Source organism: Treponema sp. R8-4-B8, from assembly GCF_054786175.1.
Genome location: NZ_BDHE01000489.1, coordinates 233,565 through 250,308 on the forward strand (window position 1 = coordinate 233,565; position 16,744 = coordinate 250,308).

Consider the following 16,744-nt stretch of genomic DNA (forward strand, 5'->3'; position numbering starts at 1 on the left):
TTATATGAAAAAAAAATATCTTGCGGCTGCGTGTTTATCAATAATGTTGATTTTATTTTCATGCGCCGGCCGGAAAACGACTAATTATTTTCCTGTTCCCGATTCCGGCATACCTAAAGATGAAGATAGTATTTCCATTGATGTTGGCAATATAATTGAAACCAAAAACGGCTCGACAAGATTAATTCCGGCATGGCTTCGCTCTTTTTTAAACGGAGGGATAGAAGCTGTTGAAAAACTGGAAGCTTATAGCAATAAATATGTTTTTATTGGAGTTAATGAAGGAGAAAATATTACCGCGTTAAATAAATGGGCTGATTTTTATACTGTGACGCAGGATTTTCCCATGCTTGCCGCCGCAAGGATAGAAAAGAGAATGTACCTTACGGCGTCTTTGTATCCTGATGATGAATACGGCAGGTTTTACGAAGCAATGATACATAACGCGTATAACGCCGTATATCCGGATGCCGTAAAAGAAGATATTTATTGGATAAAAACCAGATCGGAAAACGCCGAAGCCCCTTCTGAAAACTATGAATTTTTCGTGCTTATTACTATTGATAAAATTTTAATGCAGACTATTATAAGAAATATGATCTCAAATACCGCCGCTAATGTAATAATGACCGCCGTTCAGAGCAATTCGGTTAACCGTCTGCGAAATACTTTTTTTGAGGGGTTTTAAAATGGAATTAATTTATTTATTTTTATTAGCGCCTTTTTTTATTTACTGGTGCGTTAATGAAAAAGCGGGTTTACAGATTACTATAACGGCTCTTCTTTGTATTTGGTCTTTGCTTTTATACTGGCATTTTAAAGAGAAAATACCGTTAGATATTAATTTTACATGGATAATTATCGCGGTTATTTCTTGTATTTATTTATTTCTTAGAAAGAAAATTGACGTGCTTTTATCAAAGGGCGGTTTAAGGGCGTACATAATAACCGCCGCGGCAGTTTCGTTTCTTATGATTCTCTATCGGCCAAGTTTTGAAAATGTTTTTCCGGGCGGAATTATGCTTGGATTAAGCATAGGTTACTGTTTAAATAAGCGATATATTGGTTTTAAAAGCTCTGATGTTTTTAACAGGAAAGGAGCGGTAAAGTGGCTTATTTTGCTGGCGCGCTTTATTTTAGGAATAGCCGTTCTTGCGCTAATTTTATTCAGGGTTAATGAAATGATGCGTCAAATTTCCAATAGCCAGTATATTCTAATTTACGGATTTTTGTGTTATGTGGTTATGAGCATGTGGGTTACTGTAGCCGCTCCCTGGCTCTTTATTAAAATACGCCTTGCCGGCGTAAACGCGAATGACTCAACGGAACAAAATGACAAGCGGCAGTGATAACGCGTCCTATGGCGATGAATCCCCTATTGCCGCTTTTGCGACTACCCCCGGTAACAGCGCGTTAACATTAATTCGCTTATCGGGAAAAGGTTCAATAGAATTAACGTCGTCAGTATTCGCGGCGGCAAGAACAAAAAATTCGCTTCAAGAGAATACATCGCCGCTTACGTCGGCTCCCGGAAACACGGTTATTCACGGCTGGATTGTCTCAACGACAAAAGAACCGGCAGCTGACAAAATAGACGACGTGCTTATCTCTGTTTTTCGCGCCCCCAAAAGTTATACGGGCGAGGACAGTCTTGACATCTGTTGTCACGGCGGCATTACAGCGGGAAAAGCCGTAATGGCGGTGTTAAAAAGCGCGGGTTTCCGTGACGCGTTACCGGGCGAGTTTACCTTCCGCGCGTTTATGAACGGCAAACTCGATCTTACAAAAGCCGAATCCGTTATGGAACTTGTTTCCGCGAAAACAGAAACAAGCCGCCGCCACGCGGTATCTCGACTGTCCGGCTCTTTACATGATGAAATTGACAGCATAAAAAAATTACTTGTAGAGATTCTTGCCGCCGCGGAAATTTATCTTGACTATTCCGAAGATGAAATAAGCGCCGACGCGGAAGAAGCTGAAGGCAGACTTCCAAAAAAAGATACTGCGCTGGAAGCGTTAGGTCGGTTAAAAAAACTGTCCGCATCATGGCAGATAGAAAGAGTGTATCAGGATGGTATTACGATTGTAATTGCCGGCTGTCCCAATTCAGGCAAGTCCAGTCTCTTTAACGCTCTGTTAAAAGAGGATCGCTCCATTGTTACGGAAATTCCCGGCACGACGCGCGATTGGATTGAAGCGTGGGTCAGTGTTGAAGGGATACCAATTCGCCTAATTGACACTGCGGGATTGCGCGAAACAGGAGACTCAGTTGAAAAAATAGGCGTAGAGCGCAGCCGCAAACTTTTAAAAGAAAGCGATATTGTTCTTTATTTAATTGACGGCGCGCGCAGTCTGACAGACGAAGACAGGGATTTTTTAGCGAATATTAGCAGGCGCATTTTAGTCTGGAATAAATGCGATATTGCCCCACTGCAGAAATCGTTGCAGGTTAGCGGACAAATCCCGATTTGTGTCAGCGCGAAGACCGGCGAAGGCATGGTAGAACTCTATGCGGCAATTACATCCGCGGCAGGGATAAAAGATTTGCAGTTACACAGCGACATATCATCCGCCGCGCTTGGTACTGTACGCCAAAAAAATCTTGTAGATGCCGCCTGCTCCTCTCTTGAAGAAGCCCTAACTCTGTCAGATAACGATGAACCATTAGACATAATAGCCCCCCTGTTAAAAGACGCTGTTAGCTCTCTCGGTGAAATCACAGGAGAAGTTTCAACTGCTGATCTTTTGGAAAAAATGTTCAATAACTTCTGCGTAGGGAAGTAATCGCAAGAAAACTTCACACAAAGAGGGGAGTAGGGAGTAGGGTTTTTGTCCGTTATCTTATAGTGAAGCTCACGCATAGATAACGAACAATAACACTGCTCATTTCTCATTACTCACTGCTAATTAGTCCCCTCTTTGTGTTCTTTGTGAGAATCCTTTCGAATAAATTTAAGACTTCCTATAAGCGCGTATATAATTTATACTACGATTAATACTCATGGACTTTGATACCATTGTAATTGGCGGCGGTCATGCCGGGATTGAAGCGTCCCTTGCTACTAGCCGTCTTGGATTTTCCACTCTCCTCGTTACGCAGAACCCCGACAGGATTGGGGCGCTTTCATGCAATCCCGCGATTGGCGGCCTTTCCAAAGGCAACCTTGTGCGCGAAATGGACGCTCTTGGCGGCGAGATGGCAAAATTGACGGACGCGACAATGATTCAATACCGGGTGCTTAACCGCTCCCGAGGCCCCGCCGTACAGGCGCCGCGAGCGCAGGCCGACAAACAAATGTATCAGATGGCGGCGCGTTCTGTTTTGGAAAAGCAAAAAAACCTTACGATTTTTATGGATACTGTTATCGATTTGATAATAGAGAAGGGTAGTGATAAAAATACCGCCTCGCAAGGAGATGCCGCTAATTGCGCCGTTGTTTGTGCTAAAGTTTGCGGTATTGTTACTACGCGGGGACATCATATAACGGCGCGTACTGTGATTCTTTCCGCGGGGACTTTCATGGAAGGAAAAATATTTATCGGCGAATATGACGCTCCCTGCGGACGGCTTGGGGAAGAAGCGGCTGTTGGACTGGGCAAATCCCTACGCCGTCTGGGCTTTCCTGTAGGACGGTTAAAGACGGGTACGCCGGCGCGGATTGCGGAAAATTCTATCGACTTTTCAAAAATGGAAAAACAGGACGGCGATGAAATGAGGCCGTTTTCTTTTTGCGCTCAAACGGGAGCGGACGGCATTTTAAGAGATAGGCCTTCTTTGCCGTGCTGGATTACTTACACTAACATAAAAACGCATGAAATTATTAAAGCCAATATTCACCGATCCCCTTTATTTGGAGGGAAAATAACAGGAGTAGGGGCGCGTTACTGTCCTTCTATTGAGGATAAGGTTGTGCGGTTTCCTCAGCGGGAAAGGCATCATATTTTTATTGAGCCGGAAGGACTTTCAACTAACGAGATGTACATGAACGGCGCGTCAAGTTCGCTGCCTGAAGACGTTCAACGCGATTTTATTCACAGTATTTCCGGTCTTGAGGACGCGAAAATTGTCCGTCCCGCCTACGCGGTGGAGTACGATTACATCGATCCTCTCGATCTTTATCCGTCTCTTGAGTCAAAACGCCTATCAGGTTTTTTTATGGCGGGGCAGACTAACGGCTCGTCAGGTTACGAAGAAGCCGCGGCGCAGGGGTTAATGGCGGGAATAAACGCCGCTATGAAAATGTTGGGAAGGCCGCCGCTTGTGCTAAGCCGCGCGGAAGCGTATATCGGAGTTTTAGTTGACGACCTTACGACGCTTGGAACAAAAGAACCGTACCGAATGTTTACAAGCCGCGCGGAACACCGCCTTATGCTCCGCCACGACACGGCTGATACAAGACTCACTCCAAAAGGACGCGATGCGGGGCTTGTAGACGACATTCGTTGGGAACGCTTTTTAGAAAAAATTAAAATGTTAGACGAAATCAATGAACTGCTTGACAAGCGAAAGCAGACTGATTATTCGCTTGATGGAAATGACGCGGAGTTGTCGCGTTACCCGGCTGAATTGACGGAGAGGGCGCTGCTTGATAAAAAGTACGCCGGTTACATAGAAAAAGAAATTCGCTTTGCCGCAAAAGCGGCTAAAATGGACGCTATTAAACTTGATCCAAATTTAGATTATGCTTCTGTCATGGGGCTTTCAACCGAGGCAAAGGAAAAACTGGCGGCTGTAAAACCGCTGAATGTGGGTCAGGCGGCGCGTATACCCGGCGTAAGGCAGGGAGATATCGCGGTGTTGATTATTATGGCGAATAAAAGGACTCCCAAATGATAAAATTAGCCGCTTTTCTTGGCAATCCCGGCGCGGAATATTCCGGTAACAGGCACAATGCCGGTCGTATGCTCGCGCAATCGCTTCCGTTTTATCAGTCATTATCATGGCAAAAAAAATACAAAGGTTTGTATACTTCGCATGAGGATAAACACTTTATTATGCCGGAAACATTTATGAACCTTTCGGGCGAATCCGTGCAGGCTGTCGCGGCGTTTTACAAAATTGGCATAGAAGAAATTATTGTAATTCATGATGAATTGGAACTGCCGTTAGGTGTCATTTCCTTAAAGTTTTCAGGCGGTCTTGGGGGACACAACGGGCTTCGTTCCATGAAAAAATGTTTTAACAGCGCGGATTTTTGGCGCATTCGGATAGGCATTGGCCGTCCTGATTCCAGGCTTCCCGGCGAAGGCGGGCGCGAAGGAAGCGGGGAAGGCATATACGATTGGGTTTTATCGGATTTTACAAAAGACGAGCAAGAGACTCTTATGCCCGCTCTTGACGCGGGTGCTAATCTATTAATGCAAACTTTTGAAGGAGAGCCTGAAACCTTGTTAAAAGAGTGGGCAAAAAAGAAGATAACAATAAATAAAACTGAAGGCGAGGAGCAAAAATGACGGCAGATGAAGCTTATAAAGAGTTATACAATATTGTTGTAAAGTTGCGCGGTCCCGGCGGGTGTCCGTGGGATATAGAGCAAACTCCCTCTTCGCTTAGGGGAGCGTTAATCGAAGAAACTTACGAGTGTCTTGAAGCCATTGATGAAAATGAGCCTTCTCATATTAGGGAAGAGCTTGGAGATTTATTTCTACTTGCGACGATGATTAGCTATATGCATGAACAGGAAGGAAAATTTTCAGTCGCGGACGCGTTATCAAATGTGAGTAAAAAACTAATCCGCCGCCATCCGCATGTTTTTGGCGAAGTAAAAGTAAAGGACAGCGCCGAAGTTTTAAACAACTGGGCGGCAATTAAAGTGAATCAGGAGGGACGAAAGCCGAAAGATTCAATACTTGACGAAGTAAGCGGCGGGCTTCCGCCGATGGATCGTTCTTTTAAATTGCAAAAAAAAGCCGCCAAAGCCGGTTTTGATTGGCCTGACATGGAAGGAGTAATAGGGAAAATCAAGGAAGAACTTGATGAAGTACGCGCCGCTGCCAATACGGCAGAATTGGAAGAAGAATTAGGAGATTTGCTTTTTTCAGTAATTAATCTTTGCCGTTTCTTAAAAATTGAACCTTCAGCCGCCCTTAACCGCACTAATAGCAAATTTATCAGCCGTTTTAAGCATGTAGAAAATAAAATGAAAGAAACGGGGCAAGAGATGAAAAAAGAGAATCTGAGTATTATGGACAAATATTGGAACGAAGCTAAAAAATAAACTTGCAAAATATTTTAATTAATTATACAATGAGTTATGGCTCACAGCGTAACAAAGAGAATTGGAATTTTAACGGCGGGCGGCGATTGTCCCGGACTGAACGCCGCGATTCGCGGAGTATGCCGCGCGGCCCATGATCTTTATGACATGGAAATTATCGGTATCGCAAAAGGTTTTCGCGGCCTTATTTACGAGGATACAAAGGTGCTTAAACCGGAAGATTTTACCGGTATTCTAACGCGCGGCGGAACGATCCTAGGTTCAAGCAGGGAAAAACCGTTTAGTACTGATGATAAAGATGAAATCGCGCTTGAAAAAGTTTCAGCGATTAAGGAAACATATTCAAAACTTAAACTTGATTGTCTTGTCGTGCTTGGCGGAAACGGTACAAACACTACGGGTTATAAACTTGCATGGGAAGGCCTCAATGTAATCGGGCTTCCCAAAACCATTGACAACGATATTGTCGGCACAGACAAAACATTCGGGTTTGATTCGGCTTTGTCTATCTGCACGGAAGCGATAGACCGTCTTCATTCCACGGCGCAAAGTCACAGCCGTGTTATTGTAATTGAATTAATGGGACACAAGGCGGGATGGCTTGCGTTATATTCCGGAGTCGCTGGAGGCGGCGATGTTATTCTGCTTCCGGAAATTCCTTACGACGTGCGCGCCATTGGCAATCATTTAAAAGAACGCGCTAAATCTGGAAAAACATTTTCGATAGTGGTTGTCGCTGAAGGCGCGTTGTCAATAAATGAAGCTCAAATGGAAAAAAAAGACAGGAAAAAATACCGACTTGATAACGGTCCTTCTGTGGCTTATCGCGTCGCCCGTGAAATCGGCGAAGAGACGGGCATGGAAACCCGCGCTACTGTTTTGGGTTATGTGCAGCGAGGCGGCATTCCCAGCGCCGCGGATCGCGTGCTTGCGACCAGTCTTGGAACCGCCGCCGTGGAACTTCTGGCGAAGGGCAGTTACGGACGCATGGTAGCCTTAAACGGCAATGATATTACCTCTGTAGATTTAAGCATCCCTGAAGGTAAAGTAAAAAGCGTACCGACAGATCATTATATGATTGATACCGCCAAGTCAGTCGGCACTTGTTTAGGCGTTTTTTAGTATTAAAGTTGTTCGTGTGGTTCGTGGTAGAAATTTTTCTTTTTAAATATCTCCAATAACTCTGTTACTTTAATCCTTCTTTTAATTTAAACGACGGGCAATTTGCGCCTGTCGCCCGAAATACCTCATGAGACGGAAAATTAGCGCACTTAATGGAAAACATATCGCATGCCCGAGGAAATGTAGTATCCCATGTGATTCTGAAATGCGCGCATTTGATGCAATTTGGCGGTTTTAACGGCGGCTTTAGACTCGTATTATTTTGATATTCCATATTATTTTATTTTGTGATTGTGGGTGTAAAACCGCCGTATGTCGAAGTGTTCGCTTAAGACATACGGCGGTCTACATAAGGAAATTTGTAAGTTACGCGTTTTGCGGTATTTGCGGAATAGACGCAAATCCGCGCTCAAGTTCCGCGTCGGTTGGAATATGGTCTTCCATTGTTTTATTGTTATATGCCAAGTAAGCAGTCATATCAAAGAACCCTGTTCCGCTTAAACCGAAAACGATGACCTTTTTTTCGCCAGTTTTTTTGCACTCCAGAGCTTCGTCAATGGCGACTTTAATCGCGTGAGAAGATTCTGGCGCGGGAAGTATGCCCTCCACCTTCATAAAACGGACAGCCGCGTCAAAAACATCGGTCTGAACCGCGGAGCGGGCTTCCAAAATATTGTCTTTGAAAAGTTTTGATAACGCGGCGTTCATGCCGTGATAGCGAAGTCCGCCAGCGTGGTTTGCCGACGGGATAAAGCCGTTGCCCAAAGTCATCATTCTGATGAGGGGGGTTGTTTTTGCCGTATCGCCGAAATCAAAGGCAAAACGACCGCGCGTAAACGACGGACATGAAGCGGGTTCAACAGCGATAAAGCGCGTCTTGGATTTGCCCGAAAGCCTTTCGCCCACAAATGGAGAAATAAGTCCGCCTAAATTTGATCCGCCTCCGGCGCATCCGATGATTATATCGGGCTTGACCTTGTACTTGTCAAGCGCTATTTTTACTTCCTGCCCGATTATTGACTGATGGAGCAGTACATGATTTAATACGCTTCCAAGCACATAACGGCATTTATCGGTATGTACTGCTGTTTCTATCGCTTCGGAAATAGCGCAGCCAAGTGAGCCGCCTGTTTTAGGATCGGCTTCTAATATTTTACGCCCCGACTCCGTGGTATTGGACGGCGAAGGAATCAAGTTTGCGCCATAGGCTTCCATCAACGCTTTACGGTAAGGCTTCTGTTCAGAACTGACTTTTACCATATACACTGTCAATTTTAAACCGTAGAAAGCGCAAGCCATCGCCATTGCGGTTCCCCATTGCCCCGCGCCGGTTTCCGTAGTAAGGGATGTAAGCCCTTCTTTTTTCGCGTAATAAGCCTGAGGTCCCGCTGAGTTTAATTTATGGGAACCCGAAGTGTTTGTTCCCTCAAACTTGTAATAAATTTCCGCGGGCGTTTCCAGCGCTTTCTCAAGGTAATAAGCGCGGACAAGCGGAGATGGCCTATATGCCCGGTAAAAATCCTGAATATCTTCAGGGATGGGGATAAGGCGCGTAGTCTCGTCCAGTTCCTGATCAATTACGCCCTTACAAAAAACAGGCCCCAAATCCGCGGAAGTTACCGGTTTAAGGGTTCCCGGATGCAGCATCGGGTCAGGCTTCGACTTCATGTCCGCCCTAAGGTTGTACCAATGTTTTGGCATTTCATCTTCGGTAAGATAGATTCTTGTAGGTATTTTCTTTTTCAATTTACGCCTCCTAAAATTTTATTCTAATATACTACCATATTCTTTAGTAAATTTCAAGAACCATTGACATCTTTTTATCTAATTAGTAAATTATAAACTGCAATCAAATCAGCCGGCGTGGTGGAATGGCAGACACTGGGGACTTAAAATCCCCTCCTCGCAAGGGGGTATGAGTTCGAGTCTCATCGCCGGCACAACTAATAAAAAGCACGGCGAAGCCGTGTAGATGAAAAAAGCCGCCCGTTGAGAGCACCAACGAATACCGCAAATTAGATAAAAGCAAGGGAACCTTTAGGTGACCGACAGTGCGACCAAAAGTGGAATGGCAGACACTGAGGACTTTTAATCCTCGGCAATTGAACGCACGGCATAGCCGTGCGGATGAAAAAAGCCGCACGCCGTAGCACCAAAAAATGTCGCAAATTAGAAAAAGGCAAGGGCTTCTTTAGAAGCCCGCCAGTGCGGCCTAGCAATGGGGTATGAGTTCGAGTCTCATCGCCGGCATATAGCAATTTTTTTACATAAATTATATCCAGAAGATTTCACACTAAGGAATTAAGGGGTTTTATCCGTTATCTTATCTTGAAGTCCACAAGTCTAGCCTTAGGACAATAACCCCATCTTCTCTTCCTTTGTGCTCTTCTCTTCCTTCGTGTCCTTTGTGAGATTTTTTTCGGAATAATCCAAATTAGTAGCAAAGATTTAGATGTTACAGACTGCTACTTTATCTTATCTGCATAGCTTTCTTCTTGGCTTCCGGTATTAACGCTTTAAGCTGCTTTATACGGGTTTTGTCAGAAGGATGGGTACTTAAAAATTCAATAGTACCGCCGCCTTTAGCGGCCATTCTTTCCCAAAATGGTACCGAGGCTTCGGGGTTATAGCCTGCGATAGCCATCAGAAGAAGCCCGTAATGATCCGCCTCACTTTCATGTTTTCTGCTGAAAGGGAGAGTTCCACCAAGCGTGGTACCTACGCCGTAAGCTGCCATTACTAGAGCCTGGGTTTCTTTGGATAACCCTGAAGCGACTATGGCCACGCCCACTGCGCCAATCTGCTGTAAAACACCAGCGCTTACCCTCTGCTGTCCGTGGTTGAGCAGGGCATGCGCGACTTCGTGTCCCATTACAGTGGCAAGCCCATCCTCAGTCTGAGTGAGGGGAAGCAGACCGGAATAAACAACGATTTTTCCTCCCGGCATACACCACGCGTTCACTTCCTTTGAATCAACCAGATGGTATTCCCATTTGTAATCTTTTAGGTAACTGGATTTTCCTTCGCTGGCAAGCCATCTTTCCGCCGCGTTTCGGATATTTCCGCCGATACGCTCTACCATCCTGGCATCGGATGTTCCGTTAATGACTTTATTTTCAGAGAGGAATTGGCTGTATTGCTGGAAGGACATTGAAAAAAGCTCAGTATTGCCCACCAAAGCCATTGTTTTTTGTCCGGTAAGCGGGTTTGTTACACAAGTAACAAGAGACGCCAGACATAAGAGTACTATTACTATAAATTTTTTGTTTTTCATAAGAGTAATATATCTCCAAAAAACGCAAATGTCAATATTTTATAAAGAAATCTGTTAAATTTACGCTACCTCTTAAAAACAGCTTTTTACCGCGCCGCCAGCCTGTAAATCGCTTCAGCGTCTTTTTCTTCTAATTTACGGTAATTGCCGATTGCGCCAAAGTGAACGGCGCGTTTTGACATTTCCGGGATTTTTGTAAGATCGATATTCGCATCGGAAAAACGTATGGGCATACCGATTGAATGGAAGAAATTCTCCATGCGTACAATACCTTCCAACGCGGCCTGTTCGTAGTCGTAAAAAGCGCCGTCTACGCCCCATACCTTTGCGGCAAAACGGGCGAGGCGGGGAGTGTCCTCTTTTATGTTGTAGCGAAGCCATGCCGGAAAAATGATGGCAAGACCCGCGCCGTGTGCAAGATCGAAAAGAGCGGACAGTTCATGGTCAAGGGCGTGGCTTGCCCAGTCTCCGATACGGCCTGTGTCTAAAAGACCGTTGTGAGCGATTGTTCCCGCCCACATGATTTCCGCTCTCGCGTCGTAATTTCTTTCTCCGCCTGAAAATATTTTTCTGGCGTTACGGATTATCGTTCTTAACGCGCCTTCGCAAAGTTCGTCAGTAAGTTCTACGTGTTGTACTTTTGTAAAATAGCGTTCCATGATGTGAGCCATCATATCGGTAATTCCGCAAGCGGTTTGATACGGCGGCAGGGTATATGTCAATTCAGGATTCATAATTGAAAAGGCAGGGCGTATGCATTGAAAGTTTATGCCCCTTTTCCACGGGCCTTCTTCGTTTGTAATGACGCAGCTTATGCTAGATTCGCTGCCCGCCGCAGGAATTGTAACGACAGCGCCGACAGGCAATGCTTTGTCAGCAGTTTTTTTCCTCTCAAAAAAATCCCACAGATCGCCGTCGTTGACTGCTCCAACGGCAATGGCTTTCGCAGAATCAATTGCAGAGCCGCCTCCCACAGCGAGGATAAATTCCAATTTTTCTTTTTTTACAATATTAACGCCTTCTTTAACAAGAGAAAGCCGTGGGTTCGGCAATACGCCCGTTAACTCCGCCCACTCAACACCGGCGCTTTTTAAACTTGCTTTTATTTTGTCAATCAACCCTGATTTTACAGCCGATTTTCCCGAATGATGAAGTAAGATTTTTTTAGCGTATTTAGCGGTTTCGCTCCCAACTTGGTTTTCAGTGTCCTTGCCAAAAATAATTTTAGTCTTATTACAATATTCAAAGTTTTGCATATTTTATTATACATCTTTATCAGTCAATTGTAAACTATGATTTTATTCGAAAGAGTTCACACGAAGATCACGAAGAAACAAAGATCACAAAGGGGGATAAGGGGTTATTGTCCGTTATCTTATCGTAAAGCCCACGCATAGCCCTCGGACAAAAACCCCCTCTTCCCTCTTCTTTGTGTTCTTCTCTTCCTTTGTGCTCTTTGTGTGAGGTCTTGGGGTTTAATTAGTAGAGAACTCTTCTTCCTTTTTTATCGTAGCGGCGTAAATGCTGTTTATTAGTCCAAGAAACGCGGAGAGCGAAAAGAGAACTTCAATGCCTGTAACTTTCCAAATCCAGCCGCCCATTAGGGCGATAAAAATACTGATAATGTGGTTTACAGAAATTCCTGTGGATAGGGTAGCGGTGATTTCTTCCTGATTAGAGGCGATACGCTGCACGTAGATGTTACTCGCCATGCTCGCTATTGAGATGATCGAATCCAGAATAAAGTTACAGCATACGACAAGGAAGGCAATATTGGGCATGACATTGGGCGGGAAAAGCCTGTGCGCGAAACCGTAAAGAAGACAGACTATTATTAGGATGAGAGTGTCGGCGACCATGACCGCTTTGTATCCAACTTTGTCGATGATTCTGCCGATGAGGGGACTGCATAACATACCGAAACCGGCGCAGATTGCGTACAGTATCGACATGATTGACGGGTCGGCGCCGTATTGCAGGATTAACACATAGGGGGCGAAGGTAAGGAAAATCTGTTTTCGCGCCCCATAAAAGATTTCCAGCATATAAAACTTGTGAAATTTTTTCGCGAAATAAAACCTGCGCCTTTGTGCTTTGAGCGTAGTTTCGCGGAGAGCCGCAGCTACAAGAGCCGCTGCCGTCATCAAAGCGGCGGACGCGCCAAAGACGATTCTGTAACCGAAAATATCCCTTCTGTTAAAACCGATTTGTTCAAGAATGATAAAGATAACCGTAACAAAAATAAAGCCGGCTATGTTTCCAAATTGGCTTATTGAATTAGACAATCCCAGCGACGCGCCGGCTTTTTCTTTCTTTGCGATGTCCATCGCGATTGTAGCCCTCACAGGCATGATGATGTGTTCGCCCGTGCTGAAAAGAACCATAAAAACTACTACAAAAATTTTTGTCATAAAAAAAGGGCTAACGCTTGACAGGAGCACTCCCACGCATCCTCCGGCCATGACCGCAATGCCGATTTTAAAAACCTTGCTGTCAGCAAATCTGTACATCAGCGCGAGGATAAGTATCAGTAACAGGCCGGGAGTTTCCCTGAAAAACTCAACTATCCCCCGCTCAAACGGCGTTATGTGAATTATCTCCGCAAGGTAATTATCCTGAACTCCCCTGTAAAAACCGAATGACACTCCGTAAAGAATCAATACCGTTAAAAACCTGCCTACCTTTGCGTCGGGACGGTAGGTCTTGTCGATAAAGCTGGGGCGGTATGTTTTTTTTAATAAGTTATCAGACATATTTTTTCTCGTTAATCCTAATACTGCTTCAAGACGATGTTGGTTTTTCGCCGATGATCATATTTTTCTTAGGCTTAACCCTTGCCGCTTCAGGTTCCGTGTCAAAATCAATGTACGACAGTTTTGCCTGAGGATCGATTTCCGCAAGAACATTCGCCGCGGCGTTGACGGCAATAAGGTACTGATCAATTGGGCGGAAGGCGCGGCAGGGCGGGCATTGGCACCAGACATTTTCACAGCCTTCGTCGGGCAGAAGATGAAAGATACGGTCAGGCGTAGCTTTCTGCATGGCTCGGATAAAAAGTTTTTTAGCGCGTTTGGCGATTATGGCGGTAGTTTTTGGATTGGTCGGGCAAAAATGGATATTCATTTTTCTTTTACCCTGTTCCATGCGAAACAGTTCCTTGTTAAATAAAAACAAACTGCGTGGCAGCAGCAAAGACAAATCGTGTCCTCCCGCCTCGATATAAAACGCAAAGTGTTTCGCCAGCTTTGCGTATTTGCCGCCGCCGCCCCTAAAAAAATTATCATCCAGCGGAAAGACAAGAGTGTTGTACTCGTTTTCGGTCGCCCATTTGATAAGTTTAACCCGCTCCCTTGCGCCGGTTTTTCTGTTGATGAACAGCCTTTTTCTAACTTGTTTCATAAGTTTATTATATGGCAATATTTTTAATTAGGCTATATGATATAAGTATGGATTTTGACGTTGCCATTATAGGATGCGGAGTTTCCGGCGCGAACATCGCCCGTAGGCTTTCAGCTTATAATATAAAAACCGTTATTCTGGAAAAAGCCGCGGATGTTTCATTTGGAACTTCTAAGGCAAATTCGGGCATTATTCACGGCGGTTTCCACCATAATAAAAAGTACTTAAAAGCGCGGCTGGAAATGCAGGGCAGTTTGATGTTCGACCAATTAAAGCGCGAGTTAAACTTTCCCTTCCGCCGTTGCGGGATAATTGTCGCCGCCATGCATGAGGAAGAGATGAAGGTTATCGAACACCTTTATCTGCAAGGGGTTGAGAACGAAGTAATAGGGATTGAACTTTGTTCCCATACGCGAATCTTGGAACTTGAGCCTAAACTTTCTTCGGATACGGTCGGCGGCCTTTATGCGCCCGGAGGGGGAATTATTGAGCCATACCGATTTGTCTTTGCGCTGGTTGAGTCCGCGCGAAAGAACGGGGTAGAACTGTTTACGAATTTTAAGGTAAGCGAGACTGACCGAAGCGGAGATTTTTGGAGTATTCGCGCGGAAGACGGAAGGGTAGTAAAAGCGCGTTACGCGATTAATTCTGCTGGTCTTTTTGCGGACGAAGTGTCCAAGGCTTTCAAGGCGGAAGAATTTACGATTAGCGCAAGAAAGGGCGAATATTTTCTTTTGGACAGATTGACCAAAGCCTGCCCTTCAAAAGTGGTTTTTCCCGTTCCAACTGCTGTTTCAAAAGGGATGTTGGTTATCCCGACGGTTGAGGGGACAGCCCTTGTTGGCCCCACCGCGGACGCGGTACTGGATAAAAATGATTTTTCAACTACTGCCAAACATCTTGAACAGATAATAGTTTCAGGAAAAACGATGATACCCTCTTTAAGCCAAAACGACGTTATCACTAATTTTGCGGGGCTTCGCCCGTGTCTTGGAGAGGATTTTTATATTGAAGCTTCTAAAAAAGTTCCCGCTTTTGTGCAGGTAGCGGGAATTCAAAGTCCGGGGCTTACGGCGTCTCCTGCGATTGCCGAGTATGTAAAAAATATTTTAGTCGATATGGATTTACAGCTAACGGAAAAACCGCATTGGGATCCTTATGTTGAAGACCACCCTCGCGCACGGGAACTTGACTTTGAGGAGCTTGACAATTATATCGCCAAAGATTCCGCATGGGGCAGTATTGTCTGCCGTTGTGAAAATGTCAGCGAAGCGGAAATTATTCAGGCTGTAAGATTGGGGCATACGACATTGGACGGGGTAAAATATTTTACTCGCGCTCAGATGGGGCGCTGTCAGGGTGGCTTTTGCAGTTACAAGATAATAAAAATTATTATGAGGGAAGCTAATCTTTCCTGGGAAGAAGTAACGAAACACGGCGGAAAAAGCCGCGTATTGGACGGCGTATTATGAAAGATATCCAATATGACGCGGCGGTAATCGGCGGGGGAGCCGCGGGAATGGCGGCTGCTCTTGAATTGGAAGCTCAAGGTTTTTCCTGCGCGTTAATCGACAGGGAAGATCACCTGGGCGGTATTCTTATGCAGTGCATACATAACGGTTTTGGCTTGCATGAATTTTCGGAAGAATTGACAGGCCCCGAATTTGCGGAGAGGTTTATTGAGCGCGTGATAAAGTCGAAGATAGCGGTTTATCTTAACACGACCGTTACGCGCTTTTCACAGGATAATTCCTCATCGCAAGTTAAGGAGTTATACTGCGTATCTCCGGCGGGAGCGGTAAAAATTAAAACACGTGCCGTATTGCTTGCAATGGGCTGCCGTGAAAGAAACCGGGGTAATGTAAGAATTCCCGGCTCCAGACCGGCGGGGATTTATACGGCTGGTCTCGCGCAGCGCCTTGTAAACATAGAGGGCTACATTCCCGGCAGGGAAGTTGTAATTATAGGTTCGGGCGACATCGGGCTAATCATGGCGCGGCGCATGAGTTGGGTAGGCTGCAAGGTAAAAGCCGTAGTGGAAATAATGCCGTATCCCGCCGGCTTGACGCGTAACATTGTTCAGTGTCTTAACGATTACAACATTCCCCTTTACCTGTCATCGCAGACTACGGGCGTTTTTGGCAATGATCGCGTTGAAGGAATAGAAGTCACCCCGATGAAAAACGGCGTGCTTGCCCCCGATAAAAGTTTTCGCATAGACTGTGATACTGTTTTGCTATCGGTCGGTCTTGTTCCCGAAAACGAATTATCAAGAGCCGCCGGCGTGGAAATAAACGCCGTAACAAACGGCCCGTTAGTAGATTCATCCTTAATGACTAACATAGACGGAGTTTTTGCCAGCGGCAATGTGCTCCATGTCCACGATCTTGTCGATTGGGTCTGCGAAGAAAGCCGCCGCGCGGGACGCTACGCCGCGTCGTGGATGAGGGGAGAGCATCCCGTTTTCCAGATATACACAAAAGCAGGTTCACACGTCCGTTATGTGAACCCGGCGCGGCTTGCCCCCGACAGGGAAAATATTATTTATATGCGCTCCATGATTGTAAAAAATGACGCTGTTCTTGAATTGCGTCTTGGCGATAAAGTGATTAAGAGCAAAAAGGAGCGTCATGTTCAGCCTTCTGAAATGATCAGTTTTAAGTTATGTCCAAAGGATTTTGAAGGGATGGAATTAAATTCAAATTCAGTTTTGGAATTCAGTATTAATTAG

Annotated in this window: 14 protein-coding genes and 1 tRNA gene; 10 read left to right on the forward strand and 5 right to left on the reverse strand. The window is 45.2% G+C overall.

What is annotated here, in order from left to right; genetic code table 11:
* Positions 1–4 precede the first annotated feature (4 nt).
* The 7 genes from ACYVRA_RS16325 (at position 5) to ACYVRA_RS16355 (ending at position 7,340) form a co-directional block, all read left to right on the forward strand.
* A complete protein-coding gene (locus tag ACYVRA_RS16325) occupies positions 5–688 on the forward strand; it encodes a hypothetical protein (protein WP_461253796.1) in 684 nt (227 codons plus the stop codon).
* 1 nt (position 689) lies between these two features.
* Positions 690–1,349: a hypothetical protein gene (locus ACYVRA_RS16330; protein WP_461253797.1), complete on the forward strand. Its 660-nt coding sequence runs from the start codon at positions 690–692 to the stop codon at positions 1,347–1,349.
* Positions 1,315–2,784 carry a tRNA uridine-5-carboxymethylaminomethyl(34) synthesis GTPase MnmE gene (gene mnmE, locus ACYVRA_RS16335; protein ID WP_461253798.1) on the forward strand — a complete coding sequence of 490 codons (1,470 nt, stop codon included), beginning with the start codon at positions 1,315–1,317 and terminating at the stop codon, positions 2,782–2,784. The genes ACYVRA_RS16330 and mnmE overlap by 35 nt, the downstream gene beginning before the upstream one ends.
* A 217-nt stretch (positions 2,785–3,001) precedes the next feature.
* Entirely contained in the window at positions 3,002–4,834 is a 1,833-nt protein-coding gene (gene mnmG / locus ACYVRA_RS16340) for a tRNA uridine-5-carboxymethylaminomethyl(34) synthesis enzyme MnmG (protein ID WP_461253799.1), read from the forward strand.
* On the forward strand, positions 4,831–5,454 hold the full coding sequence (gene pth, locus ACYVRA_RS16345; protein ID WP_461253800.1) for an aminoacyl-tRNA hydrolase: 624 nt from the start codon (positions 4,831–4,833) through the stop codon (positions 5,452–5,454). Before mnmG ends, pth begins: the two co-directional genes overlap by 4 nt.
* Entirely contained in the window at positions 5,451–6,218 is a 768-nt protein-coding gene (gene mazG / locus ACYVRA_RS16350; protein WP_461253801.1) for a nucleoside triphosphate pyrophosphohydrolase, read from the forward strand. Before pth ends, mazG begins: the two co-directional genes overlap by 4 nt.
* 36 nt (positions 6,219–6,254) lie before the next feature.
* Positions 6,255–7,340 (forward strand): 6-phosphofructokinase, encoded by a 1,086-nt coding sequence (locus ACYVRA_RS16355; protein ID WP_461253802.1) that lies wholly within the window; start codon positions 6,255–6,257, stop codon positions 7,338–7,340.
* A 366-nt stretch (positions 7,341–7,706) separates the two neighbouring features.
* Here the strand turns inward: ACYVRA_RS16355 and ACYVRA_RS16360 are convergent, their stop codons facing one another.
* Entirely contained in the window at positions 7,707–9,086 is a 1,380-nt protein-coding gene (locus ACYVRA_RS16360; protein ID WP_461253803.1) for a TrpB-like pyridoxal phosphate-dependent enzyme, read from the reverse strand.
* Between the two features lie 111 nt (positions 9,087–9,197).
* Between ACYVRA_RS16360 and ACYVRA_RS16365 the strand changes: the two genes are divergently transcribed.
* A tRNA-Leu gene (locus ACYVRA_RS16365) sits at positions 9,198–9,280 on the forward strand.
* A gap of 530 nt (positions 9,281–9,810) precedes the next feature.
* Here the strand turns inward: ACYVRA_RS16365 and ACYVRA_RS16370 are convergent.
* The 4 genes from ACYVRA_RS16370 to ACYVRA_RS16385 form a co-directional block, all read right to left on the reverse strand.
* Complete coding sequence (locus ACYVRA_RS16370) at positions 9,811–10,614, reverse strand: M48 family metallopeptidase (protein ID WP_461253804.1); 804 nt, start codon at positions 10,612–10,614, stop codon at positions 9,811–9,813.
* 86 nt (positions 10,615–10,700) lie between these two features.
* Positions 10,701–11,870 carry an iron-containing alcohol dehydrogenase gene (locus ACYVRA_RS16375; RefSeq protein ID WP_461253805.1) on the reverse strand — a complete coding sequence of 390 codons (1,170 nt, stop codon included), beginning with the start codon at positions 11,868–11,870 and terminating at the stop codon, positions 10,701–10,703.
* A 219-nt stretch (positions 11,871–12,089) separates the two neighbouring features.
* Positions 12,090–13,367, reverse strand: coding sequence for an MFS transporter (locus tag ACYVRA_RS16380; RefSeq protein WP_461253806.1), 1,278 nt, complete (start codon positions 13,365–13,367; stop codon positions 12,090–12,092).
* 28 nt (positions 13,368–13,395) lie between these two features.
* Positions 13,396–14,013, reverse strand: coding sequence for a DUF4838 domain-containing protein (locus ACYVRA_RS16385; RefSeq protein WP_461253807.1), 618 nt, complete (start codon positions 14,011–14,013; stop codon positions 13,396–13,398).
* A gap of 47 nt (positions 14,014–14,060) precedes the next feature.
* Between ACYVRA_RS16385 and ACYVRA_RS16390 the strand changes: the two genes are divergently transcribed.
* Entirely contained in the window at positions 14,061–15,485 is a 1,425-nt protein-coding gene (locus ACYVRA_RS16390) for an FAD-dependent oxidoreductase (RefSeq protein WP_461253808.1), read from the forward strand.
* On the forward strand, positions 15,482–16,744 hold the full coding sequence (locus ACYVRA_RS16395; protein WP_461253809.1) for an NAD(P)/FAD-dependent oxidoreductase: 1,263 nt from the start codon (positions 15,482–15,484) through the stop codon (positions 16,742–16,744). Before ACYVRA_RS16390 ends, ACYVRA_RS16395 begins: the two co-directional genes overlap by 4 nt.